21 protein-coding genes are annotated in these 23,711 nt (G+C 40.4%); 11 read left to right on the top strand and 10 right to left on the bottom strand.

Annotated elements, in window-relative coordinates; translation table 11 throughout:
- Positions 1-12: 12 nt before the first annotated feature.
- The gene (locus H5200_RS07220) at positions 13-2,238 is read right to left on the bottom strand and encodes a CapA family protein (RefSeq protein ID WP_220493209.1); all 2,226 of its coding nucleotides are present in this window, start codon (positions 2,236-2,238) and stop codon (positions 13-15) included.
- A gap of 252 nt (positions 2,239-2,490) precedes the next feature.
- On the opposite strand from H5200_RS07220, the gene tyrR reads away from it, so the two are divergent.
- On the top strand, positions 2,491-4,047 hold the full coding sequence (gene tyrR / locus H5200_RS07215) for a transcriptional regulator TyrR (protein WP_149980819.1): 1,557 nt from the start codon (positions 2,491-2,493) through the stop codon (positions 4,045-4,047).
- Positions 4,048-4,074: 27 nt separating this feature from the next.
- Here tyrR and H5200_RS07210 read toward each other — a convergent pair whose 3' ends face one another.
- On the bottom strand, positions 4,075-4,566 hold the full coding sequence (locus H5200_RS07210) for a hypothetical protein (protein WP_404674458.1): 492 nt from the start codon (positions 4,564-4,566) through the stop codon (positions 4,075-4,077).
- A gap of 108 nt (positions 4,567-4,674) precedes the next feature.
- On the opposite strand from H5200_RS07210, the gene H5200_RS07205 reads away from it, so the two are divergent.
- On the top strand, positions 4,675-5,211 hold the full coding sequence (locus tag H5200_RS07205; RefSeq protein WP_182717070.1) for a thioesterase family protein: 537 nt from the start codon (positions 4,675-4,677) through the stop codon (positions 5,209-5,211).
- 47 nt (positions 5,212-5,258) lie between these two features.
- Here the strand turns inward: H5200_RS07205 and H5200_RS07200 are convergent, their stop codons facing one another.
- Positions 5,259-5,912 (bottom strand): OmpW family protein, encoded by a 654-nt coding sequence (locus H5200_RS07200; RefSeq protein ID WP_149980817.1) that lies wholly within the window; start codon positions 5,910-5,912, stop codon positions 5,259-5,261.
- A gap of 238 nt (positions 5,913-6,150) precedes the next feature.
- Here H5200_RS07200 and H5200_RS07195 point away from each other — a divergent pair, with 238 nt between their 5' ends.
- The 3 genes from H5200_RS07195 (at position 6,151) to H5200_RS07185 (ending at position 9,937) form a co-directional block, all read left to right on the top strand.
- Positions 6,151-7,569, top strand: a complete 1,419-nt coding sequence (locus H5200_RS07195) for an MATE family efflux transporter (protein WP_182761226.1) — start codon at positions 6,151-6,153, stop codon at positions 7,567-7,569.
- 281 nt (positions 7,570-7,850) lie between these two features.
- On the top strand, positions 7,851-9,038 hold the full coding sequence (dapE, locus tag H5200_RS07190) for a succinyl-diaminopimelate desuccinylase (RefSeq protein ID WP_182717072.1): 1,188 nt from the start codon (positions 7,851-7,853) through the stop codon (positions 9,036-9,038).
- Between the two features lie 227 nt (positions 9,039-9,265).
- Positions 9,266-9,937 carry a hypothetical protein gene (locus H5200_RS07185; protein WP_182717073.1) on the top strand — a complete coding sequence of 224 codons (672 nt, stop codon included), beginning with the start codon at positions 9,266-9,268 and terminating at the stop codon, positions 9,935-9,937.
- Between the two features lie 123 nt (positions 9,938-10,060).
- On the opposite strand, the gene H5200_RS07180 is transcribed toward H5200_RS07185, so the two are convergent.
- From H5200_RS07180 to H5200_RS07170, 3 genes are all read right to left on the bottom strand, one after another.
- Positions 10,061-10,768 (bottom strand): response regulator transcription factor, encoded by a 708-nt coding sequence (locus H5200_RS07180; RefSeq protein ID WP_145237300.1) that lies wholly within the window; start codon positions 10,766-10,768, stop codon positions 10,061-10,063.
- Positions 10,769-10,787: 19 nt separating this feature from the next.
- On the bottom strand, positions 10,788-12,401 hold the full coding sequence (locus H5200_RS07175) for an ATP-binding protein (protein ID WP_182761225.1): 1,614 nt from the start codon (positions 12,399-12,401) through the stop codon (positions 10,788-10,790).
- 163 nt (positions 12,402-12,564) lie between these two features.
- Positions 12,565-14,277 (bottom strand): lysophospholipid acyltransferase family protein, encoded by a 1,713-nt coding sequence (locus tag H5200_RS07170; protein ID WP_182717076.1) that lies wholly within the window; start codon positions 14,275-14,277, stop codon positions 12,565-12,567.
- Positions 14,278-14,446: 169 nt separating this feature from the next.
- On the opposite strand from H5200_RS07170, the gene H5200_RS07165 reads away from it, so the two are divergent.
- Positions 14,447-15,367 (top strand): glyoxylate/hydroxypyruvate reductase A, encoded by a 921-nt coding sequence (locus H5200_RS07165; RefSeq protein WP_182761224.1) that lies wholly within the window; start codon positions 14,447-14,449, stop codon positions 15,365-15,367.
- Between the two features lie 98 nt (positions 15,368-15,465).
- Positions 15,466-15,597, top strand: coding sequence for a hypothetical protein (locus tag H5200_RS23940; RefSeq protein WP_257325490.1), 132 nt, complete (start codon positions 15,466-15,468; stop codon positions 15,595-15,597).
- A gap of 30 nt (positions 15,598-15,627) precedes the next feature.
- Here H5200_RS23940 and smrA read toward each other — a convergent pair whose 3' ends face one another.
- From smrA to H5200_RS07150, 3 genes are all read right to left on the bottom strand, one after another.
- Positions 15,628-16,206 (bottom strand): DNA endonuclease SmrA, encoded by a 579-nt coding sequence (gene smrA / locus H5200_RS07160; RefSeq protein WP_182734410.1) that lies wholly within the window; start codon positions 16,204-16,206, stop codon positions 15,628-15,630.
- Between the two features lie 134 nt (positions 16,207-16,340).
- The gene (locus H5200_RS07155; protein WP_145237284.1) at positions 16,341-16,586 is read right to left on the bottom strand and encodes a hypothetical protein; all 246 of its coding nucleotides are present in this window, start codon (positions 16,584-16,586) and stop codon (positions 16,341-16,343) included.
- A 99-nt stretch (positions 16,587-16,685) separates the two neighbouring features.
- On the bottom strand, positions 16,686-17,135 hold the full coding sequence (locus H5200_RS07150) for a hypothetical protein (RefSeq protein WP_182717079.1): 450 nt from the start codon (positions 17,133-17,135) through the stop codon (positions 16,686-16,688).
- Between the two features lie 109 nt (positions 17,136-17,244).
- Between H5200_RS07150 and H5200_RS07145 the strand changes: the two genes are divergently transcribed.
- Positions 17,245-17,628: a response regulator gene (locus H5200_RS07145; protein ID WP_145237278.1), complete on the top strand. Its 384-nt coding sequence runs from the start codon at positions 17,245-17,247 to the stop codon at positions 17,626-17,628.
- Positions 17,629-17,720: 92 nt separating this feature from the next.
- Here H5200_RS07145 and rpsT read toward each other — a convergent pair whose 3' ends face one another.
- Positions 17,721-17,981, bottom strand: a complete 261-nt coding sequence (gene rpsT, locus H5200_RS07140) for a 30S ribosomal protein S20 (protein ID WP_145237275.1) — start codon at positions 17,979-17,981, stop codon at positions 17,721-17,723.
- A 297-nt stretch (positions 17,982-18,278) separates the two neighbouring features.
- Here rpsT and murJ point away from each other — a divergent pair, with 297 nt between their 5' ends.
- The 3 genes from murJ to ileS all read left to right on the top strand — a co-directional run bounded on the left by murJ (position 18,279) and on the right by ileS (position 23,707).
- Positions 18,279-19,817 carry a murein biosynthesis integral membrane protein MurJ gene (gene murJ, locus H5200_RS07135; RefSeq protein WP_338052649.1) on the top strand — a complete coding sequence of 513 codons (1,539 nt, stop codon included), beginning with the start codon at positions 18,279-18,281 and terminating at the stop codon, positions 19,815-19,817.
- Between the two features lie 109 nt (positions 19,818-19,926).
- Positions 19,927-20,853, top strand: coding sequence for a bifunctional riboflavin kinase/FAD synthetase (ribF, locus tag H5200_RS07130; RefSeq protein WP_182717080.1), 927 nt, complete (start codon positions 19,927-19,929; stop codon positions 20,851-20,853).
- 25 nt (positions 20,854-20,878) lie between these two features.
- A complete protein-coding gene (ileS, locus tag H5200_RS07125) occupies positions 20,879-23,707 on the top strand; it encodes an isoleucine--tRNA ligase (protein WP_182761223.1) in 2,829 nt (942 codons plus the stop codon).
- Positions 23,708-23,711: the final 4 nt, after the last annotated feature.

The raw sequence follows: 23,711 nt of genomic DNA, 5'->3' as shown, positions 1-23,711 counted from the left end.
ATAGAATAGAGATTAATTAAAGGTGCTATACGTTAGTTTAAACGTAACAGAAGACGTTGCATTTAAACGTAAAAAGTCAAATCCATGGATTTTATCCGTGCGCCACATCGTATCAGTGAAGTTTACTTTTTGTTGCCATGAAATCATTGCCATATCATCCAACGCCAAGCTTGCTTCGCCACTATTTGGCGCAAAGTGACGCAAGGTAACTTTAATACCGCGCGGTGGTAACTGTTCTGGGCCAAGTGTTAAGTCGTCAGAAGGCAGTGAAAAGTCATAGTTTAAGGCTTGCCAGTCATGGTTACCAGCCGGTTCAATATCGACCAATTGAGTAGAAAATTCAAGGCCATCCTCAGCGGTGGTATAAACTATTTTTGCGTCTAGTTTTCCGGCGTTTTCAGCTTTACTGTAACCAAACAAACTAAACTCCTTGAAGACATCAATTGAGCCATCATCATTAGGTAATTCCATTGCACGAATGGTTTGTCTAAATGGGAGCAGCGATGGCGTGTTATCAAACTGGGTGCGAGCAGAGCATAAGCCTTGCGCGCCTGAACGAGCACCACTTAAGCAAGGCGTTACGCTGTCGCCGGTGTGATCCCAACGAGCAACTTCTAGTTGTTCATCATCGTTATCCCAATCTTCAAAGTCACCGAAAATCATTAAATCGCGCCCTAAAGTGACATCACTTGGCGATCCGTCAATGATTTCAAGTTTAGATAAAAATGCTTTTGTTGATGGAGCAAAGTTGCGTAAGTCTAGAATGCTTTGATTTGGGGTAACTGTAACTGTTTCCGTGTGCTGAGAAACAGTCGCTTGATCTGCGGTGAAAAATACATCGGCATAACCATCTCGTGGGATCAAGGTAATGTTATTATCAGAAAACTCAGCCAGACGTCGTAATAAATAATCACTCAAAAAACCATTGGTAAATTTAGGCTGATACCCTTCAACATAAATAGGGTAAGCAAAAGCGCGCTTCGTCATAGGAGATGCATCTTTGTCTACATTTACTAACACCGCAACACCAAGCAGCGTTTCTAAGCGGTCTTGGTCAAACACAAAATTGCCTAAGCCTAAAATGGCAGGTACGCCATTAAAAACTGCAAAGCCTTGGGCAATATGCGGATGATGAGCAACTAATAAATTGGTTTGTTGTTTGGATAAAGAATTAAACCTGCCTTTAATGTAACCGCTGGGTTGATAAGTGTATTCATCACCACCATGCATTTGGGCAATTACATAATCACTATTTTGCACTGCATCATTAAGATAGTTGGAGACTAATTCTGTTTCTGTTAAATCTGCGGCACCGCCTTTTGTGGCATCGGTAACATAGGTAATTGCATGTTCTTTACCTGTAATGGAGGTCGCTGAAAAAAGTCCTAACGTGAGTGTTCCCACATCCATGAACTTTGCTTGGTAAGCACTGGCTATGTTTTTCCCTGCGCCACTGTGAGCAAGGCCAGCGCTATCTACTTCAAGCAAAGTATCATTGAGGCCATCTTCTAAAAAGTCATACACATGATTATTTCCTAGTGCGACGTAATCAATACCAATGGCTTTGATCCCATCTAGCGTCTCAGGTAATGAAAAAAAGCTAAACTCTTTTGTTGGATGTGCTGCTTCAGGACTACTTGTTATCGGTGTCTCTAAGTTTACTGATGAAAAATCAGCAGCTTGAAAAAATGGTGCGACAAAATGTGTTAATGCTTGAGCATTTTCACTGGCTGTTGCTGGACGAATAAGTGCCCCTGCGACATCAGGGATCGCAGCCGTCATAGTTGCCAAAGAGGGATCTAAAAAGCGTCGTGCAAACATAGTATCGCCAGCAAATAGCAGGCTAACCGAGTTACTACTCTTAGCTGTTAGGGTCAGCTGTTGCTGAGCGTTATCAGCAGTAATTTTGACTGTAGCGACAGCAGGGAAGTAACTTTCATCAGCGATCATTAACCGATGGTTACCTGTTGTAATACCTGAGTAATTAATTTGCCCACTGGCATTTGTTTGATACTGCTGTCCTGCAAACTCAACCATGATGCCAGCCACACTATTAGCTTGCTGATCGGTTATTGTGATTACACCATTAAACGTTTTTTTTAAATAATCATCGCGCAGTTGTGCATCGCTCTTTTGGGCTTGTGTTTCGCCTGTATCATAGGGGTCTTCAACCTTACAGCCAGCGATAATTAGGGCTAAGCAGAGAATAGAAAAGAGTTTATATTTTTTAATTTTCAAACAAGCCTCGTTATCACTTTAGTTACATTTTTTAATATGTTTTCATTATACGGATTTTTTGTGGAAATGATATTAGCCAAGTATTTGAATTTTTCTAATATCATTCATACTAAATTATAGTCAGTTGCCATAAAAAGTCTTTGCAATAATGGTTAGTATCATTTGTCCAAAAATCTTTACAATAGACTACCCAGCGATGGGTAGTTAGCGTATTATTTGCGACATAGTAGGTTTTCTCTTTTTGAGGGTGAAATGCGTTTAGATATCCATTGTGCAGACCGCATCGGTATTGCTCAAGAAATACTCAATATTTTAGTCAACTATCGCGTTGATTTAAAAGGTATTGAAGTTGATTCAATTAACTGTCGTATGTATGTGAGTTTTCCACCGATTGAATTTGAGCAGTTTCAAAAAATCATGCCCTCAATTCGATTAATTGATGGTGTGCAGGATGTACGTACCACCGCTTTTTTACCTTCTGAGCGTGAGCATAATGAGCTCAACACATTGTTGCGTGCGCTACCAGATGGTGTGATCTCAATTGATGCCAAAGGTTGGGTAAGGCTTTGCAACGATGCTGCATGTAAAGACTTACAGTTAACTGAAAAAGAAGTTATTGGTTCAAATATTAATAATCTATTGAAAGGCTTTAACTTTACCCGTTGGTTAGAAGGCAAAGAAGTACTGGGACAAACAACCCGGGTTGAGGTGGCTGGTGAAGATTTTATCGCGGATATCTTGCCAATCGCAGTACCACAAGGCAACGAAGGTGATGTATTAGCCGGTGCGGTGATCAACATCAAATCACAAAGCCGTTTAGGTCAGCAGGTAAGTGCGTTTCGTCGTTATGGTCAAGAAAGCTTTGCAACTATTCACAACTTTAGCACTGCGATGCGTCGTGTGGTTCGTGAAGCGCGTAAAATGGCGCAACTTGAAGCTCCGATACTTATCACTGGTGAAACCGGTACCGGCAAAGAGTTACTGGCACGCGCTTGTCACTATGCATCTAATCGTTCTGTGAAACCTTTTATCGCTTTATCGTGCGCTTCACTGCCTGATGATGTTGCTGAGTCTGAATTATTTGGTTATGCCGGTTATGAAGAAAATGCAGCGCCAAAACGCGGCGTATTAGAGCAAGCGGATGGTGGCACGGTATTTTTAGATGAAGTGGGTGAAATGTCTACCCAACTTCAAACTAAGTTACTGCGCTTTTTACAAGATGGGACATTTCGCAAAGTTGGCGATGAGAACGAAGTAAAAGTAAATGTACGCATTATCGCCGCCACGCAAAAAGATTTACCCGCGATGGTACAAGAGGGTACGTTTAGAGAAGATTTATATTATCGGATCAATGTACTGACTTTAGAAATTGCTCCATTACGTGATCGTAAAGCTGATGTAGGGCCACTTGCAGAACATTTTATTCAAAAATATGCGCAGCAAAATGGTCATGCAATTCCGGAACTATCTGCAGAATGTTTGTCGTTTTTACAAGATTATCCTTGGCCGGGCAATGTCCGCCAATTAGAAAATGCGATATACCGTGCGGTCTCGTTATTAGATGATAACGAGCTGCGTGTTGAGCATTTACAATTACCTACATTTACCCATGATTTAGGGTACTTGGAGTCTGATTTTGAGGGCTCGCTCGATCAAGCTGTAAAGCGTTTTGAGGCTACATTATTACGTAAGTTGTACCCTGCTTACCCAAGTTCGAGACAGTTGGCTAAGCGTTTAGGGTTAAGTCATACCGCAGTTGCAAATAAGCTACGTGATTACGGCATTAATCGTAAAACGGTAAAAGTGTAAACTGACTCAAATCAACAGTGTTGGGTACTATTGCTTAGTACCCATATCTTTGGTTACACCGTCAATAGCGACAGTATCGATACCCTCAGCGGTGAACTTAATTAAGATACTGATGTTATTACGGGCAAAAAAGTAATCTTTGTTATCTAAACTGATAACATAATCCCCTTTTACCGCGCCTTTATATTGACGTTTTTCAAGTTTGATTGTGTGTTCGCCAATTTCCCAGCTGAATCCTTCAATAAAGCCATTATTAAATTCTTGCACCCACACTTGTTGCTCGTCTTTTGCTAAAGTAATAGCAATGGAATAGGATTCAGGTAATTGCATATCATAGCTTTTTTTACCTATAGTAAACTTGCTATTTTGTTGCTGCCAAGCAAACCCAAATTGAAACGGCTTTTCAACCCCAGTTGGATAACGTACGTTTCCTTCGCCTGGATAGTTAAAGTCGGCCATCGCGCTGGTACTCATCAATGCTAATACCACACTTAAATAAGAAACTGATTTTTTCATCATTTTTCTACTATTATTTATAATCAGAGAATTTCAGAGTAGAGCAGAATATTCTCCAATGCAATACGCTATGCTACACTCACAAAATTGTTAACTGGTAAGACCTTTATTGTGAACTTATATTTTCGTCTTTTATTATTATTTTTTAAAATCAAACGTAACCGTGATTATCAATCATTGTTAGACACTGTGGATATAGATTACAAAGCGCTGCCAAGTGATTGTGATATCAATTTACATCTTACTAACTCTCGTTATTTAGCAATGATGGATTTAGCTCGCACTTGGATGACTGAGCGAGTTGGCTTGCTTGAAACGATTATGAAAAAACGTTGGTTTCCTATCGTTAACGCCACAGCCATTACTTATATTCGTGATATTAAGCCAATGCAACGCTATACCATTAGCACGCGCTTAGTGGGTTGGGATCATAAGTATTTTTATATTGAGCAAAAATTTCATTCCGAGCGTGGCTTGCATGCGATCGCCTATGTAAGAGGTGTGTTTAAGCGCAAGCGAGGTGTCGTCAGTGTAGAAGAAATGCTAGAGGCGGTAAACTTCGACGGTGTTGTGCCTATATTACCAGCGGAAATTATACACTGGAAAGAAATGTTAGAGCAGAAAAAAATAACAAATCTTCCCAGCTGATTTTACACACACAGATAAAAAGGCCATCAGGCCTTTTTAGAGCATGCTTAAAAAGCGTATTTAACCCCTAACATGGCAACTACAGGGTCAATTTTTACTGTTGAAGTGAGGGCTTGCTTGCCACCGGCATACACAGTTGCATCGGTTTCAATATCCATGATTGATACCATTGCGTGTACGCCCCAGTTTTGATCTAGCATGTAATTGAAGCCTGCTTGGGCTACAAAACCAAATGAATTATCAAGCTTGACTTCAACGTTATCGGTACCCAGTACTGTTTTTAGTGCGGCTGAAGGTTGCTCATCAAAAAACACTGTGTAGTTAATACCCACACCAACGAACGGACGAAATGCTGAAGTGCTTTCTAAAAAGTGATACTGAGCGATTAGTGACGGCGGTAATTGCTTAATATCTGCTATTTTATTGCCAGCTAAACCACCTGCGCCATTAACTTCATGAGAAAAGGGTGTTGCAGCAACCAATTCTAGAACCCACTGATCGTTAAATGCATAGTCAACTGTAATACCTAGTTGTGTATCCGAGCTACCTTTTAAGCCTAAACTTGGATCTTCATTGATCGCTGAGCTGCTATTGTCAGGGTTAACATTAATAGCACCGACATTAACGCTTAAGTTTGCACTGGCGAAAGGAGACGCGATTAAAAGTGAGGTGAGTAACGCTGCGCTAAGTTGTTTTTTCATGCTGTTCTCCGAGAACTACTTTTTTGAATTGACGCTATTATCAGCCAAAAAAAAAATATAAAACTGTTCTAGATCAAGCTTTATAACAGGGTATAAAACGGCGCAGCGTTTGTTTGATTTAGATTAAGGTTTACTTAATTGACGTTTAAAATCGATTGACAGTGCACTCTTTTTTATTGCTATTCATCAATAGGTCAGGAAAATAAGTTATAATTGCTGCTTAAAGCAAGGGTATACAATGAACGAAACCAACCATCTTTTTCTGTCTGGCTCTATTAGCAAAGCACTGTTAAAACTTGCAGTTCCTATTATTCTTATCAACATTTTACAATCTGCCTATCAATTAACCGATGCGTTTTGGGTTGGTCGCTTAGGGGCGGCACAAGTTGCAGCGGTGTCAGTAAGTATGCCGGTGACTTTTTTAGTGATTGCGATTGGCTCTGGACTTGCGATGGCGGGGGCAATTTTGTCAGCGCAATATATGGGGGCTGGCCAACAAGATAAAGTAAACCATGTGGCCGCGCAAACAGTGTTAATGGTGACTGTGACAGCCATTTTTTTAGGAGTTATCGGTTATTTGCTATCGCCTTACTTTTTACATTTACTGGGTGTTGAAGATGCCGTTTATAACGATGCTTTAAAATTTATACATGTGTCATTTGTGGGGGTGGTATTTGTATTTATTTATGCCATGTTTCAAGCCTTAATGCGGGGTATTGGCCAAACCAAGGTGCCATTGATCATTGTTTCCGTAACCGTGTTGCTAAACTTTGTACTCGATCCATTATTTATTTTTGGTTATGGCAGCTTTACAGGTCTTGGGGTGATGGGGGCAGCGCTGGCTACATTGGTGACACAAAGTTTGGCAGCCATTGCTGGCATTGTTATTTTTATGCGTGGTCGCCATGGTATTAAGCTAAAATTATCAAGTTTCATTCCTGATTACAGTTATATCAAACAAGCGTTTTATTTAGGTGCACCAGGCTCTGTAGAGTTGTCAGCGCGTGCATTTGGTTTGATTATCATGTCTTTTTTAGTGGCTAGTTTTGGCACTCAAACCATTGCTTCTTATGGTGTTGGTTCAAATATATTACAGATGGTGATGATCCCGGCTATGGGACTCTCGATGGCTGTGTCGACCTTGGTCGGACAAAACATGGGCGCAGGTAACCCGCAACGAGCAGAGCAAATTACTAAGTTGGCGGTACTTTGGGGATTATGTGGTTTGTCTTTTATTGGGGCGATTGCATTTATATTTGCACCTTACTTAGTGGCATTTTTTATCCCCGATGATCAAGGTGTGATAGCCAAAGGCGCACAGTTTATTCGTGTTATGTGCTTAACTTGGGGCGGAATAGGCGTGCAATTATGTGTGGTGGCTGCATTTAGAGCATCAGGGAACATGCTTAATGCGATGTTGTTGGCGCTGTTTTCTCAATGCGTAGTACAGTTTCCGGTGGCGTATATTTTGTCAAAACACACACATCTGGGCGATCACGGCATTTGGTACTCGTTTGCTGTCACCAATGTGATCGTCGCATCGCTATCGTATTTGTTGTTTTGTCGTGGTCGTTGGCAACAAACAAAATTGACCAAAGATGATAAAGATATCGCTAAAGTTAGCCAAGAAGCATTCATCGAAGAAGGTGCACACTAATACCAATCGACTTAAATATTTAACCATTCTAGCGCGCTAAATAAAGCGCTAACTGCGTTAGTAATTTTTCATTTAAGACTGCATGGATGCAAGAGGTAGAGCAATGCAGGAGCAATTGCCGAGAACAACTACATGTCAAAATCTCTGCCTTGTTATCACTGTATTTTTCTGTCGCTATAAATGGTCAGTAACTTAAAACGATTAGTATAATCCGTGTTTCATAAAGCGGTCATAAATTCAGGTTGTAATGAATACACTCTCTCTTAATAAGGGTGTTAATTATGACTTTAGCTATCCAATCTCACACCACGAATGATGCAATCCACACTGATACTGTGGTCAGTTACCTTCAAAAGCTGATCCAATTTAAATCTGTTACACCACAGCAAGCCGGGGCAATAGACTGGTTAGCAAAGCAGTTAACAGACTTTGGCTTTAACTGTGAACAGTTTACCTTTAATAATGTTACTAACTTAATAGCTAAAGTAAGCTTTGGTGATGGGCCACGCTATGCTTTTTCGGGGCATATTGATGTGGTCCCCGCATCTGGAGGGGCGTGGCGAGCAGAACCATTTTCAGGTGATATTATTGATGGCGCGATTTATGGCCGAGGCGCTGCTGATATGAAAGGGGGCGTTGCCGCCATGTTATGTGCCAGTCGTGCATTACTAGCTAACGTAGCTGCAAAAAAAGGTACTTTTTACTGGTTGATCACCTCTGATGAAGAAGGGGAGGCGGAATATGGTTCACTACTGATTGCCGAGCGTTTAGCGCAACAGGGCATCCAACTTGACGGCTGCATTGTCGGCGAGCCAACCAGTCATTTGCATGTTGGTGATACAATCAAAAATGGCCGTCGAGGTGCACTCTCTGCGCGGTTAGTGATCAACGGCAAAGCAGGGCATGTTGCTTATCCAGAAAACACCATCAATGCAGCTCATCTTAGTGCAGAAGTAATCAAGCGCTTGACTAGCATAACTTGGCAGCGTGACGAGCCAAGTTCACATACGAGCTTGCAAATAACCGGGATTAATATTGCAAATGTGGTCGATAATATGGTGCCAGCACGATGTGAAATGACATTTAATATTCGTTATAGCCATGGTTATAAAAGCAGTGATATAAAAAATGAGATTCAATTCGCGTTAGACGATTTACAAGCTTTGCTGAGTGTGGAATGGGAGCGTCCGTGTGAGCCTTTTTATACGAGTCATCAAACGCGTCGCTGTTTATTGACTCAAGTTGAACAAGCTATTTTTAATGTGACAGGCAGTTATCCTTTATTAAGTACCAGTGGCGGAACTTCTGATGGGCGGTTTTTTGCCAATGACTACACCCAAGTGATTGAATGCGGGGTACGAAATAATACCATCCACCAAGTTAACGAGCATGTGCCTATTAATGACTTACTAAAAATTGAGAAAATATATACACAGCTTTTAGAGCAGGTATTTAGCCGTATCAGCTGACTATAACGCAAGGCCATCATTAAACTGTTCATTATAAACAGACAATTTCTGACAATGTCCGACAAGCGCTGAGAGATGTCTCGTAAAGGATATGCTAACATTTTTTCAGTAAATTTCGCTATTCGAAATAAAATACTTAGTAATTGATTAATAAAAAATTATTAAAGTAATAACAGCGTTTAGTGCGGTTTTTAGCGTTGATAAAATTAAACATTATGGAGATTGTTATGAGCACCAGTAATAAAGGATTTAGTATTGCACTGTTGTTTGGTGTGGCAGCTGCTTTAAGTGGATGTGGTGAAAGCACGGATGAATTAGATGATAAATTAACCCATCAAGCAAATATGTCTTTCATAAATTCATTGGATTATATGGCTGACTTTCATGTCAAAAAAAGGAGTATTAGCACCGGCTACAGTGGTTTATTCGATAGTGATAACATCGCTGCGGGCGATGTAGAGGCCAATGCTGTGGGTAGTCGCTATAACTACAGTTATAAAGTAATCAATAACATGATTAACTTGGGAGTTAAAGATAGTATCAATGCGAATAAAGAGGAACGCATAAATACAACTTTGAGTAATAACGACGATTTATGGGTAATTGCTTGGCAATCTTCAGGTAAGCGGGCTTTGTCTGTCATTGATAAAAAACAAAACAATACTGCAGATGTATTTAATGTGCGTTTATTTGCCAACGGCGAGTATGATGTGTCAATTGATGATAAAAAAGTATTAACTACAAAAAAGGGCAGTGTCACAGCGTTCTTAGCGGTGAGTAATTGTGCTAATGGCCTAAAAGTTGCCAATCAGGCTATCGATTTATGTGCGGGTAATTTTGGCGCTTCATATTTATTAGTTGTCGATAGTAATGGTAAACGAGTAATGGCTGAAGAATAACTTTAGATTAAAACTCCTCTGGTTAGTGTGAAATAGTTGCTGAGATAGATGTATTATCCACAGTTCAAGTCTCTCAAAGGCGCTACTCCCATGTTGGAGATATAGCGCCATATCCACCTAGAACTACCACGCACTAACTACAAATAAGTAGCCTTTGGAACGGATAGTCTTAATTTTTATTGGGTTACGCGCATTATCACCGAGCTTCTTGCGTAACTGGCTAATATGATTATCAACACCACGTTCAATTCCATCATAGTGATAACCTTTTATTTTTTCAACAATGTCACTACGTGACAGAATAACTCCTGCATTTTTAGCAAGCAGTAGCAGTACGTCATATTCGCCGTCTGTGAGCTGGATATGTTGCGTTGCTAAAGAGACAGTTCGGTTGTGCGTATTAATGATTAATTGCCCAAACGTTATAGACTCTTTCGTTTGTGGCTTTATGGCGAGTGGATCTGTGGGATGTCCACGTCTTAAAAAAGCTTTAATTTTTGCCAGTAGTAAGCGAGGTTTCACCGGCTTTAATAAATAATCGTCGGCACCAATTTCAAGCCCTACAACCTGATCAATTTCTTCTTCTCGTGCAGTAAACATCAAAATATAGCCGCTGTATGACTGCCTTACTTCGCGGCATACCGTTAAGCCATCCTTGTTCGGTAACATAACGTCAAGCAGCACCAGAGCTGGCTGCCACTGAAGAATACGGGAGACCGCATGCTCGCCATTTGATTCTATTTCAACCTGATAGCCTTCAATCGTTAAATACTCTTGAATTGACTCAGCAAGCGGTAAATCATCTTCTACCACTAAAATCTTTGTTTTCATTTCTTGTTCTCTATGTGGATTATCGATGTGTGCGTTTGGCTGGCCAATTTAGTATGAAACATGCACCACCTAAGCTGGATGGCTCAACACTCGCGGTTCCTTCATGCCAGCCTAAAATTTGTTTAACGATTGCAAGGCCTAGTCCGGTTCCACCGACTTGCAAATTACGACTTTGATCTTCTCGATAGAATGGTTCAAATACCTTCTCAGCACAGGGTAAAGGAATACCATCACCGTTATCAGCAACACAAATCAGCCAGCCTTTTGCGGTTTGTTCATAGCTTACTTGAATATGGTTTCTTCCATACGCTATGGCATTGCGCATTAAATTACTTAATGCACGGCTCATATAAAACTTATCAATCATTGCATGGCAAGCGCCTTGTTCAAGTAAAACAATCTCAGTATCAGGGTTGGCTTCTTGCCAACAGATTAACTCTTGTTTTATCCAATGATTAAGTTCAACGGTTGCAAATGTAAGAGTGGGTATTTCGCGCTCAAATCGAGCATGTGTAAGCATTTCTGACACTAATGAATTTAGTTCATTCAAAGATAATTCAATCCGCTCTAGTTGCCCTAGTTGATAGTCATTGGTTGTACTATTTCTAAGTAATTCAACATTGAATTCAATGCGTGCGATGGGAGTTCGCAATTCATGTGATACAGCATTGATCAGAGTTTTATGAGAAGAGATAAGGCGTTGTATTTTTTCGGCCATGGTATTAAACGTTTTGGACAAGTGGTTTAGATGGCTAAAACGAATTAGCTTAGCGCGAGCATCAAATTTACCTTGTCCAAGTAATATCGCCACTTTATTGAGCGATAACATAGAGCGCCAGCCAGGAATTAACCATATTATAATTGGTATAAGCAGAAAAAAGCCGAATATAAAATAAAAGATACTTAACATGTACACCACTTTGCCCTTTAGTTGAGGGCTAAAAGGGCCAAGTACAATTACTTTATCGCTATTTTTGATGCGCTGTACGGCAATGTCGGCGGGATAGCCAATAAAATCAGAATCCGCAGTTGATATGGTCACAATAGCTCCTGTTTTTAATTGGGCTATTTGTTGCTCTGTGTAAGTTAACTCACTCAATGTCATCAGTGCAACGGGATATGTAAAATCATCACTGAGCGAATCAATTATCGACGGCCAGCTCTGCTGTGGGTGTTGCATCAGCATATTATTCAGTAGGTAAAAAGAGCCCATCATCCAACGTTGCGCTTCGTTGATCAGATGCTTAGGAACCGTATTGGGTTTTACAATTACTAATAGCTGTTCGTCATCTATTTTTCGATATGCTAAATCTGTTTGCGGATCACCCCAAATTTTATCCTCTGCGAGCCAAGATTGTTGCTCACTTGAAAAATCATTTTGTTGATAGTCTTGTAAAGTAAGTTCAAAGCCAAAATTAGCTTGTATGTTTTGTAAGTAGGCCATTCTCTGGTGTTTAGGTATGGATTGTAATTGTTGTGCAAGAAGATCCGTAGAGCCTGATGTTAAAAACTCTAAAGCCCATTTTTCAGTAGGGTATCTGACGTTACTTTCAAAATGAGGTATCACCAATAATTGAATGCTAACTACCGAAAAAATAATGATAAAAGCTAAAAATAGCAGGGACCTTTTCATAGCTGTTCTGTAAACAATTTGTGTACAACCACTTTATCATATCTGCACATAAAAACTACTTTTGATAGCATACTGCGAGCGTAAATTCACGTTACGGATCAAAAGTAGGTTTAGTAAATAAGCTAGATGGCTGGTCGCTGTTATTTTATACACCTTTGCGTTCTTAGTTCTTTCCTAAATATCTTTTTGCTTTGCCTGCTTTTACTTTTTCAAGATCAACAAGCACTAAGCCATCAATACAATTATTGAAATCAGGATCAACACTAAAACTTAAAAACTGTACGCCGCCAGGCTCACATAGTTCGGTGTATTGTTTAAATAAAGTGGGTACTTGGGCACCCATGTTTGCGAGCACATGTTTGAGCTCAACAAAGTCTTCTTTGACATCATTACCGCTAAATAGATTTGCGCACTGTATGAGTTGCTGCTCTGTGAGTTTGAACTCATTATTAGGTGTAGCAATAACCTGCTTAGCGCCGTAATAATGCTGATAATAATGAACTAACATGGCTTTGGCAGGTTCTGGCAACGCGTTCGAGACACTGACTGCGCCGTAGAGGTAGCGATACTGAGGATAATTTTTCACAAACGCGCCAATCCCATACCATAAATAATCAAGACTTTTACGACCCCAGTATTTAGGTTGTACAAAGCTGCGACCCAGTTCAATACCTGCAGCAAAGTAAGGAGTCATTGCATCACTGTAAGAAAATAAGCTATCAGTATATAAACCTTTGCGGCCGTGTTTATCAATAATAGCTTGAGCACAAGCAAGTCGGTATGCGCCAACCAATTCAAGTTGTGAGCCGTCCCATAAAACCAAGTGCTGATAATCCATATCGTACTTATCAATATCACGACGCTTACCACTGCCTTCACCAACAGTGCGAAACGAAATCTCTCGTAACCGGCCAAGCTCTCTGAAAATCGCTGAGCTGCCTTGATATTGATAAAGGTATATCTGCATGCCGTCTTGAGTTGTGCCTAATAGCTCACATTGTTCGATGGCTTTTTTTAGTTCCTTGCGGCATTCTGAGGAAGCGATGGGTGCTTGTGTTTTAAGCGGTAAGGTTTTCTTTGAGGTAAGTGCATAAAGCTGCTTACGGATCAGATTGACTACTTCTTTGTCTTTGAGGTTTTCAATTAAATAAGACTCTGGGGGTATCGATGCGCCTATTTCAAACTCTAATGATTTTTGTCGTTGTTTAAACATTTCTTTAACCAGTAATAAACTCGCTAAAGGCTTGTAAATCATCGATGTGCCATAAAAAAGTGGGCTATTTTTGGCTTTAATAAAAATCGGTAAAATTGGCGCATTGGCTTTTTTTGCGATCCGTAAAAAACCACTATTCCACTTGCAATCTTTAATTCCGGTAGGGCTTAAACGCGACACTTCACCTGCTGGGAAAATGAGAATGGCCCCAGCTTCTTTAAGGTGCTGGTGGATATTATTGAGTTCTTGCTTTTTACTGTCACCCGATAAATTATCGACCGGCAGTAATAATGAGTGCATTGGCGTAACTGACATTAACATGCGATTGGCAACGACCTTTAAATCCTTACGAACACTTGATAATACTTTAATTAATGCCAGTGCATCTAAAGAGCCAATAGGGTGGTTAGCAACAATAACTAACTTACCCTCACTAGGAATATTCTCAATCTGCTTTGGCTTGTAGCGAGTATCAAAATCTAGTTCATCCAACACTTGCTCAACAAACTCAATGCCTTGTAAGTGCGGGTAGGCATCACCAAATGCAACAAATTCTTGTTCGTGAAGCAAATAACCTAACCCTTTTTTAACTAAACTTTTTACTTTAGGTGAGTTTTCTAATTGTGGTAGATTTGCTGCGATTACTTTATCAACACTGATCATAATTACCTCGTTTGCATATGGTGATCAATATATCGCCAGAGTAAAAGCTTGCCATGACAATTAGGTTGCAGTTGTGTGACTTTTTAAAGAGCCGAGCAGTAATTCGATTAGATTAAATGTTTTAACAAAGGTTATACTCTTTGCAAATCAACAACTCTATAGGCATAACATGAGCGTACTCGTTGCGATTAGTGGACGTGATTGCAGTAAAATTATTACTGCGTTAGCGACTAAATTACCCGATGTAAAAATTTCACAGTGGCCAGACTGTGATAACTTAGAGGATGTTGAATTTGTGCTTGCTTGGCTGGCACCTGCAGATATGTGGGCACAACTACCGAATTTAAAAGTAGTTTCTTCATTTGGCGCAGGGGTCGATAGCATTGATTTAAACTTACTCCCTGACAATGTCATTGTGACACGCATCGTTGATGAAAATTTAGCTCATGATATGGCAGAGTATGTGCTTACCCATATTTTAGCGCATAAGTTAAGGCTTAAAGACTATGTGATTAAGCAACAACAACGACAATGGCTGCCAAAACGCGCTTATAGTCATAATCATGTTGTGATTTTAGGTTTTGGTGAGTTAGGACAAAGCTGCGCTAAACGTTTACTGGCTAATAATTTTACCGTAAGTGCATTTTCACAAAGCCCTAAAAATATACCCGAAGTAAATTGTATTCATCAAGTAAGTGAATTACCAAGTTTGTTAGCACAGGCTGATTATCTCGTGTGTTTATTACCACTAACCACGCAAACGAAGGGCTTTATTAATCGCAACTTATTAATGCAGCTACCAAGTCATGCCGTGCTCATCAATGTAGCGCGAGGCCAGCACGTCGTTGCAGACGATTTACTTTGGGCATTAGATAATCAAATTATAAGAGGAGCAACATTGGATGTTTTTGCACAAGAGCCATTAGCTGCAGAGCATCCTTTTTGGCATCATTCAGCGGTTACAATGACTCCCCATTGCGCGGCATTGTCTGATCTGGAAACTGTAACGCAGCAGATTGCTAATAATGTACAACGTATGAAAACAGGCCTTAAATTAAATAATCAGGTTGATAGAACAAAAGGTTATTAAAAGTTCAGCGACAATAGCGTAGTACATCTTGTTAACATCTGTAATTTTAGTTAGTCTAGTTAACTCAAAAAACACTAACAATAATAATAAGGTGTACAATGAAACAGCATCAAACAGGCGTTAAATTTAGTATTATCGTTATTTCAGTGGTCTTAATGGGTGTGTCTGCATGGTTTAATCAAGCTAATGCAAGTGAACAAGCCCCCGTTTTACAAAGCCAAACAGAATAAATAGAACCAACAATTGATAACGAAGCCGGGTTAGCGTTTACTATGACGCTCCCGGTTCTCACTCTTCTTCTCATCACTTTTTTTAATTAACACATAGCTTGCACCACTGCCACCATGATGCCTAAGTGCACTATGAAAGGCTAATACGCAGTCAATTTCTTGTAGCCATTTATTGGTATAACTTTTTAACACCCCAGGGGTCTTTTTGTTTTTGATACCAGTGCCGTGGCGGATCACTACCACACGAATATTACTTTTTTGGCAATCAGTTATAAATTCAAATAAGGCTTGGCGTGCGTTTTTTAGTGTTTGGCCATGTAAGTCAAGTGTCGCATCAAGCTGATACTTAGCTAATCGAAGATTTTTAAATACAGCATCTTGCACTCCCGCATTTTTATAACTCAATAGTGCATTAGGCTCTAATAGCTCGACTAATTCACTACGTAGATAATTTTCATCGATGTTTAAATTTAATTCTGCGGCTTTGCGTTTTTGTTGCTGGGCTAAAGAGGGGCCAGTTAAGTGTTGTGATGGTTCGATCGTATCGTGATCTAGGCGAGCAACGTCTTCCATAGACGTTAAAAATAAATCAGAGTCAGTTAAAGGCATAGTGATACCCAAAGTAGCATAATACGCCGATGATTTTAACTTAGTTCATTTTGCTGCCCAAGTTCTATTCGCGCAAAAAAATACCCTACCGAGCAAAGCCCGGTAGGGTACATAAAATTATCTAGGGAGAGATATTAATTTTGCGGCACATTTAATTGCCCAAAGGTATAAACCTTGAACAAGTAAAACGTGTTTATCAACACTAAACTCATGTTTGAAATAACACTCGACGACATTAAATCCAAGCTAAATGACAAAAACAGTAAAGCACAGGCGCTGATCGCCGCTACACGCAGTATTGTTAATTGATTGATAAAAAACGCCCCTAATCCTAGGGCTAACAGGATAATATTTAAAAGCCAATCTAGCTCGTTTAGCATGGTTGTATCGTTGTTCAAGTGTTGAAAAAAGGAGCGCCATTATGTTGATATTTTGCGCACCTTTCAACCAAGTAATTTTATATTTTCAGATTAGTTTTTTTAATCCAAAATTAATTTTTGTAATGCAGAAAAAAAGCCGGCTTGTTCGGTTACTCGATATTTTTGACAAGTATCTGGTTGCTTATTGTTTTGACATAAATAAAGGCTATTACGCGCTAAATCGGCATTTGGCTGCAAATTTGAGTCAAATAACATGGCGCCATAACCAAACAGTCCCGGCCAATATACACTTTGCGTTACTAATCCTAATTTTTCATAGGTTAATAACTGTGGTTTGGGGATAACTAAAATAGCAAACACAATAACACCCGCTACAATAATGCCTGTGCGGCTTTTTTTTGTTTCAGCTAATTCACTACTAGCAGTTTGTGTTTGTGCTTGCGTGACGTTTGCCTGAGCAGGCGCTTTTCGCTTGTTAGTTGGTGCCGTTGGTTTTTTTCGTTGAGGCGTTTTTCCTAGCAAGGATTGTTTTTTTATATTATTTGACATAAAGCAAATCTGGCCTTTTAAGCAGAGCTCTCTATAATGAGATTATTAAATTAGAAAAGTTATTAAGCATAATAACTTAAACCTAGTTCATAACCTACGGGGATCAACAATGAATACGCAGCTTTCAATTTTAATAGTGGATGATGTGGGAACAGTGCGCAGCTTTCTCCATCAAACATTAATGCACTTAGGTATTGAAAATGTTAGAGAAGCGTCGACAGCTGCGCAATGTATAAGTGCTTGCCAAGCGGCCGATTATAATATTATTTTTTTAGATATTGAGTTGCCAGACGGTGATGGTAAAGAGATTATCGCGCAGATCAATGAAATAAACCCACAAACTAATGTCGTTATGGTATCGGCTCACTCAACGGTTGAGAATGTTAAAGATGCAATCGATAAAGGGGCTAAAGGATTTGTGGTAAAACCATTTACACCGAAGAAAATAGCGGCAATGTTGAAAAAGTTTTATCCAGAATTAGACGTTGTTTAACGCAACAACAGTGTTTAAATAATTTTAAGCGTTAAATGATAGATATAAAAAAACCGGTCAAGACCGGTTTTTTATATTCTAGCAAAAACAAATTATAGCGCTTTGATCTTAGCTGCTATGCGGCTCTTATGACGAGCTGCTTTGTTTTTGTGAATTAGACCTTTAGTTGCATAACGGTCTAAAATAGGTGTAGCAACTGCGAAAGCTTGCTGTGCAGCTTCCTTGTCGCCCGCTTCAATAGCAACAACTACTTTTTTGAAGTATGTACGCATCATTGAACGACGGCTTGCGTTATGCTGACGGTTTTTTTCGCTAGTGATAGCGCGTTTTTTTGCAGACTTGATGTTAGCCAAGGTTTGCTCCTAACAATCTTAAAATAAGCTTAATTTAAAGGCCGTGGAATATGCCTTTTTTAATCGTGAATGTCAATAAAAATTTGACATACCAAGAAAAACTGCTCCTATATAACGAACATCAATTTGCCGCTCTAGCACAGTTAATACCGCTATTGTAACAAAGGCGGTGAGTTCAGCCTAGTGCTTTAGAGCGATTTATAAAAAAGACTGTGGCATAATTGGTTTTATCGTTGGTTTTAAAGCAGGTTTAGTGTGGCAAAAGGATTATTTCGTTCCGGTATGATTGTAAGTGCAATGACAATGATATCGCGTGTTTTAGGATTAGTGCGAGATGCTGTTGTCGCAAATTTACTTGGCGCAGGTGCTGCCGCCGACGTTTTTTTATTTGCTAATCGCATTCCCAACTTTTTACGCCGCTTATTTGCTGAAGGGGCATTTGCGCAAGCATTTGTGCCCGTTTTGTCGGAAATTAAACAGCAACAAGGAGACGACAAAGTCAGGCTGTTTGTTGCTCAAGCCGCTGGCACACTTGGTACTATTTTACTGGTTGTAACTATTATCGGTGTAATTGCATCGCCAGTTATTGCAGCACTATTTGGTACTGGGTGGTTTATTGAGTGGTGGCAAGGTGGCCCAGACGGTGAAAAATTTGTATTAGCCAGTAGTTTACTTAAGCTAACGTTCCCTTATTTATTTTTTGTAAGTCTTGTTGCACTCAGTGGCGCGGTGATGAATGTTTATAATCGTTTTGCTGTTGCGGCCTTTACGCCAGTGCTGTTGAATATTTCGATTATTGCCTGTGCAATCTTATTACACGATAAATTCTCGGTTGGTGCTTATTCGCTAGCCATTGGTGTGTTTGTCGGTGGAGTGGTGCAGTTATTGTTTCAATTGCCGTTTCTGTACCGAGCGAAAATGCTCAGTAAACCACGTTGGGCCTGGCAGGACGAAAATGTAAAAAAAGTCCGTAAGTTAATGTTACCGGCGTTGTTTGGGGTATCTATTAGTCAAATTAATCTACTGCTTGATACCATGATAGCGTCATTGTTAATGACAGGGTCAATTGCTTGGTTATATTATTCTGACCGGCTAATCGAATTTCCACTGGGGTTATTTGGCATTGGTATCGCGACGGTTATTTTACCTGCGCTATCTAAATTACATAGCAGCGAAAAAAGCAGCGATTTTCAGCACACCTTAGACTGGGGAGTGCGGTTTGTGATCTTTTTAGGCTTACCTGCGATGATTGGTTTGATGATCATTAGCCCGTTAATCATCTCTGTGCTATTTGATCATGGCGCGTTTAGTCAAGGTGATGTCGATCATGTTCAGGCCGTGAGTTTAGGGGTGATGGCTTACTCTGTTGGGCTTGTCAGTTTTATGTTGATCAAAGTTTTAGCGCCGGGATTTTATGCACGTCAAGACACTAAAACTCCGGTGCGTATTGGCATTATTACGCTGGTGTTGAACATGGTTTTTAATATTATGTTAGCACCGTTTATAGGTTACTTAGGATTGGCGCTTGCGACTTCAATGTCGGCCAGTTGTAATGCGTATCTGCTTTATCGTCAATTAAGCAAAGAGCAGGTTTATCAGTTTTCGCGTTTTAGTTTATTGTTTACCTGCAAATGTTTGCTCGCCGCTTTATTGATGGGGGCTGTAGTTTGGTACGCTGCGACACAGTTTTTATGGCGTCAGTGGCATTTTAGTGAGCAAGTTGTTTTATTGATAGGTTTACTCGCTCTGGCAGGGGGGGTGTACTTTTTAGTGTTGTTTTTACTCGGGGTAAGACTAAATACCATAAAAAACGTTGTTAGTGCTCAATCAGACTAAAAAAATCAACTGAAACTCGCATCTTGAGGTGGTTTGGGTATAATCGGTGATTCTGTAACCCAAGTGAAATTTTACTCGGTACATAACGCTTACAAAGGCATTAGGTGGCATGGAGTTAATTAGAGGTATCCACAATATTCGCACACAGCATTATGGTTGTGTGTTGACCATTGGTAATTTTGATGGTGTGCACTTAGGTCATGGTGAAGTACTCAATGGATTACTCAATGACGCTAAAAAATATAACTTACCGAGTACGGTAATGTTATTTGAGCCTCAGCCACAAGAGTTTTTTGCCAAAGATAATGCGCCAGCTCGATTAACGCGGTTACGCGATAAGCTAGGTCTGTTAGCAAAGTTAGGCGTTGAACGGGTAATTTGTATTAGTTTTAATCAGCAATTTGCCAATATGGAAGCAGAGCAATTTGTAACAGAGATACTGATCAACAAGTTGGGTGTCAAAGCGCTAACCGTAGGTGATGATTTTCGCTTTGGTAAAAGACGTCAAGGTGACTTTAATTTACTAAAAAAAATGGGCCTCGCGGCTCATATGGATGTAAAAAGCACCGCGAGTTTTCGGCAATTAAATGCTAGAGTAAGCAGCACCTTGATCCGCCAAGCATTAGCTGAAGGTCAGTTAGCGCAAGCCAAAGCGATGCTAGGTCATGATTACGCAATATCAGGGCGAGTGATTCATGGCTGGAAACGCGGTCGTGAATTAGGGTTTAGGACTGCAAATATTGCGTTAAAGCGGCAAGTATGCCCTGTAAATGGGGTGTTTGCGGTACAAGTAACGTTAAACGATAAAACAGTGTATGGGGTTGCAAATATTGGCAACAAACCCACATTTAATGGAACACGCGCATTATTAGAAGTTCATCTGTTCGACTTTGCGCAAGATATTTATGGACAGTTTATGCACGTGGAGTTAATTAAAAAGCTTCGCGATGAGAAAAAATTCGAGACATTAACACAATTGACGGCACAAATAGCAACTGATGTTGCTGCCGCTAAACAGTGTTTTGGTTTAAATTAGGTAGCCGATACGGAAACTAGGATTAATGAGCGACTACAAGCATACTTTGAATTTACCGGAAACGACGTTTCCAATGCGCGGCAATTTGGCACAACGTGAGCCAAAAATGCTTAAGACATGGTATGAAGACGACCTGTACGGTCAAATTCGCAACGCTAAGAAAGGTAAAAAAACCTTTATTTTGCATGACGGCCCTCCGTATGCGAACGGCGATATCCATTTAGGTCATTCAGTAAATAAAATTCTAAAAGATATTATTGTTAAATCAAAAACCTTATCTGATTTTGATGCGCCTTACGTACCTGGTTGGGATTGCCATGGTCTACCGATTGAATTAATGGTAGAGAAAAAAGTGGGTAAGCCAGGCGTGAAAGTCACGGCTGCAGAATTCCGTGAGAAATGTCGTGAATACGCTAAAAAACAAGTTGAAGGCCAAAAAGTTGATTTTAAACGTTTAGGCGTATTTGCTGATTGGGATAAGCCTTACTTAACCATGAATTTTGACTTCGAAGCAAACGCAATTCGTGTGCTTGGACGTATCATCGAAAAAGGCCATTTACACAAAGGCGCAAAGCCTGTGCATTGGTGTACTGATTGTGGTTCTGCTTTGGCCGAGGCTGAGGTTGAATATCAAGATAAGCAATCACCAGCGATTGATGTGCGTTTTGAGTTTGTTGATCAAGCAGCCGTTGTTAGTGCCTTTGATTTAAAAGCCGATCATGAAGGTAAAGGTACTGTCAGTACAGTGATCTGGACAACTACACCATGGACACTGCCAGCTAACCGTGCGGTTGCCGTGCATGCTGAACTAGAATATGCCTTAGTGCAAGTTGATGATGACGGCGCGCAGCAGCGTTTGATTATAGGGTCAGAGCTAGTTAAAGATGCAATGGATCGCTACGGCTTTAAGCACTTTCACGTATTAGGTTATGTAACGGGTTCAGCACTTGAAAATTTACAAGTGGCACATCCATTTTACGATTTTAATGTACCAGTGATTGTGGCCGATCATGTTACTACTGACTCTGGTACGGGTATCGTGCATACAGCACCTGGCCACGGTCAAGAAGATTTCGTGGCAGGTCTACAATACGGCTTAGAAGTGGCTAACCCGGTTGGTGCAAATGGTGTTTATTTACCTGACACTGAGCTTTTTGCAGGTCAACATGTATTCAAAGCCAATGCGAGTGTAGTTGATGTGCTGACTGAGCGTAATGCGCTTATGCATCACCATGCCTTAACGCACAGTTACCCGCATTGCTGGCGTCATAAAACGCCAATTATTTTCCGTGCAACGCCGCAGTGGTTCATTAGTATGGATCAAGCTAATTTGCGCCAAGATTCATTAAAAGAGATTAAAAACACTCAGTGGTTGCCAGAATGGGGCGAAAGCCGCATAGCAAACATGGTTGAAGGTCGCCCAGATTGGTGTATTTCGCGTCAACGTACCTGGGGTGTTCCAATTGCACTGTTTGTTGATAAAGACACCGGTGCTCTTCATCCTGATACTCAAGCTTTGATTGAAAAAGCAGCCTTGCTGGTTGAAAAATCCGGTATTCAAGCATGGTATGACTTAGAGCCTGCAACTTTACTTGGTGAAGCTGATGCTCAGCAATACATGAAAGTGCAAGATACATTAGATGTATGGTTTGATTCTGGTGTAACGCACGCCTGTGTGGTTGATGCTCGCGAAGATTTAGTTGGTCCAGCTGATTTATACTTAGAAGGCTCAGATCAACACCGCGGTTGGTTTATGTCATCAATGATGACGTCAGTGGCAATTAATGGTCATGCACCATATCGTCAAGTGCTAACTCACGGTTTCACTGTTGATGAAAACGGCCGTAAGATGTCAAAATCGCTAGGTAACGTTATTTCACCACAGAATGTGATGAATAAACTCGGTGCAGATATTTTACGCTTGTGGGTTGCTTCAACTGATTACACTGCAGAAATGACCGTATCAGATGAAATCTTCAACCGTTCTGCGGATCGCTACCGTCGTATTCGTAACACTAGCCGTTACTTACTCGCTAACTTAAGTGGTTTTGATCCTAAAACTGACCAAGTAGCTATTGATGACATGGTTGAACTTGATCGTTGGATTGTTGGCCGTGCGGCGCAATTACAAGATGAAATTTTGGCGGCTTACGAAAGTTACCAAATGCTCCAAGTAACGCAAAAGCTAATGAACTTCTGTACTGGTGAGCTTGGTTCATTCTATTTAGATGTGATCAAAGACCGTCAATACACAGCGAAAAGCGATAGTCATGCCCGTCGTTCATGTCAAACAGCTCTATATCATATTGCCGAAGCTATGACCCGCTGGATGGCGCCAATCATGAGCTTTACCGCGCAAGAGATTTGGCAAGCACTGCCAGGTGAGCGTGACCAATATGTGTTTACCTCAGTTTGGTATGATGGCTTAAAAGCGGTTGGCGAAGGCCAGTTTAGTAATGACGATTGGTTAACGATTCTAAACGTGCGTGTTGAAGTAAACCGTGTGTTAGAAGGTGCACGTAAAGAAGACGTGATCGGTGCGACACTACAAGCTAATGTGAATATTTTTGCCAATGCAGAGCTTGCAGCTAAATTAGCAGCTTTGGGTGATGAGCTTCGCTTTGTATTCTTAACATCTAACGTTACTGTTACAGCTGTTGATGCACAACCAGATGCAACTCAAACAACTGAAATTGATGGCTTATACATCAGCGTATCAGCTACCGACGCACAAAAGTGCGAACGTTGTTGGCATTACTGTGATGATGTAGGTGCAAATCCTGCGCATCCAGAAATTTGTGGTCGTTGTGTTAGCAACGTAGATGGCGAAGGCGAAACACGCCAATTCGCATAGGAGT

The organism is Pseudoalteromonas sp. SG43-7 (assembly GCF_014164295.1).
Classification (GTDB): Bacteria; Pseudomonadota; Gammaproteobacteria; order Enterobacterales; family Alteromonadaceae; genus Pseudoalteromonas; species Pseudoalteromonas rhizosphaerae.
The sequence above is the reverse complement of the archived record's forward strand: the minus strand, read 5'-3'. Positions and strand labels throughout refer to the sequence as shown.

Coding starts and splice junctions, on each gene's coding strand:
- tyrR (WP_149980819.1), top strand. CDS start 2,491: ATGCGTTTAGATATCCATTGTGCAGACCGCATCGGTATTGCTCAAGAA.
- H5200_RS07210 (WP_404674458.1), bottom strand. CDS start 4,566: ATGATGAAAAAATCAGTTTCTTATTTAAGTGTGGTATTAGCATTGATG.
- H5200_RS07200 (WP_149980817.1), bottom strand. CDS start 5,912: ATGAAAAAACAACTTAGCGCAGCGTTACTCACCTCACTTTTAATCGCG.
- H5200_RS07195 (WP_182761226.1), top strand. CDS start 6,151: ATGAACGAAACCAACCATCTTTTTCTGTCTGGCTCTATTAGCAAAGCA.
- dapE (WP_182717072.1), top strand. CDS start 7,851: ATGACTTTAGCTATCCAATCTCACACCACGAATGATGCAATCCACACT.
- H5200_RS07185 (WP_182717073.1), top strand. CDS start 9,266: ATGAGCACCAGTAATAAAGGATTTAGTATTGCACTGTTGTTTGGTGTG.
- H5200_RS07180 (WP_145237300.1), bottom strand. CDS start 10,768: ATGAAAACAAAGATTTTAGTGGTAGAAGATGATTTACCGCTTGCTGAG.
- H5200_RS07175 (WP_182761225.1), bottom strand. CDS start 12,401: ATGAAAAGGTCCCTGCTATTTTTAGCTTTTATCATTATTTTTTCGGTA.
- H5200_RS07170 (WP_182717076.1), bottom strand. CDS start 14,277: ATGATCAGTGTTGATAAAGTAATCGCAGCAAATCTACCACAATTAGAA.
- H5200_RS07165 (WP_182761224.1), top strand. CDS start 14,447: ATGAGCGTACTCGTTGCGATTAGTGGACGTGATTGCAGTAAAATTATT.
- H5200_RS23940 (WP_257325490.1), top strand. CDS start 15,466: ATGAAACAGCATCAAACAGGCGTTAAATTTAGTATTATCGTTATTTCA.
- smrA (WP_182734410.1), bottom strand. CDS start 16,206: ATGCCTTTAACTGACTCTGATTTATTTTTAACGTCTATGGAAGACGTT.
- H5200_RS07155 (WP_145237284.1), bottom strand. CDS start 16,586: ATGCTAAACGAGCTAGATTGGCTTTTAAATATTATCCTGTTAGCCCTA.
- H5200_RS07150 (WP_182717079.1), bottom strand. CDS start 17,135: ATGTCAAATAATATAAAAAAACAATCCTTGCTAGGAAAAACGCCTCAA.
- H5200_RS07145 (WP_145237278.1), top strand. CDS start 17,245: ATGAATACGCAGCTTTCAATTTTAATAGTGGATGATGTGGGAACAGTG.
- murJ (WP_338052649.1), top strand. CDS start 18,279: ATGACAATGATATCGCGTGTTTTAGGATTAGTGCGAGATGCTGTTGTC.
- ribF (WP_182717080.1), top strand. CDS start 19,927: ATGGAGTTAATTAGAGGTATCCACAATATTCGCACACAGCATTATGGT.
- ileS (WP_182761223.1), top strand. CDS start 20,879: ATGAGCGACTACAAGCATACTTTGAATTTACCGGAAACGACGTTTCCA.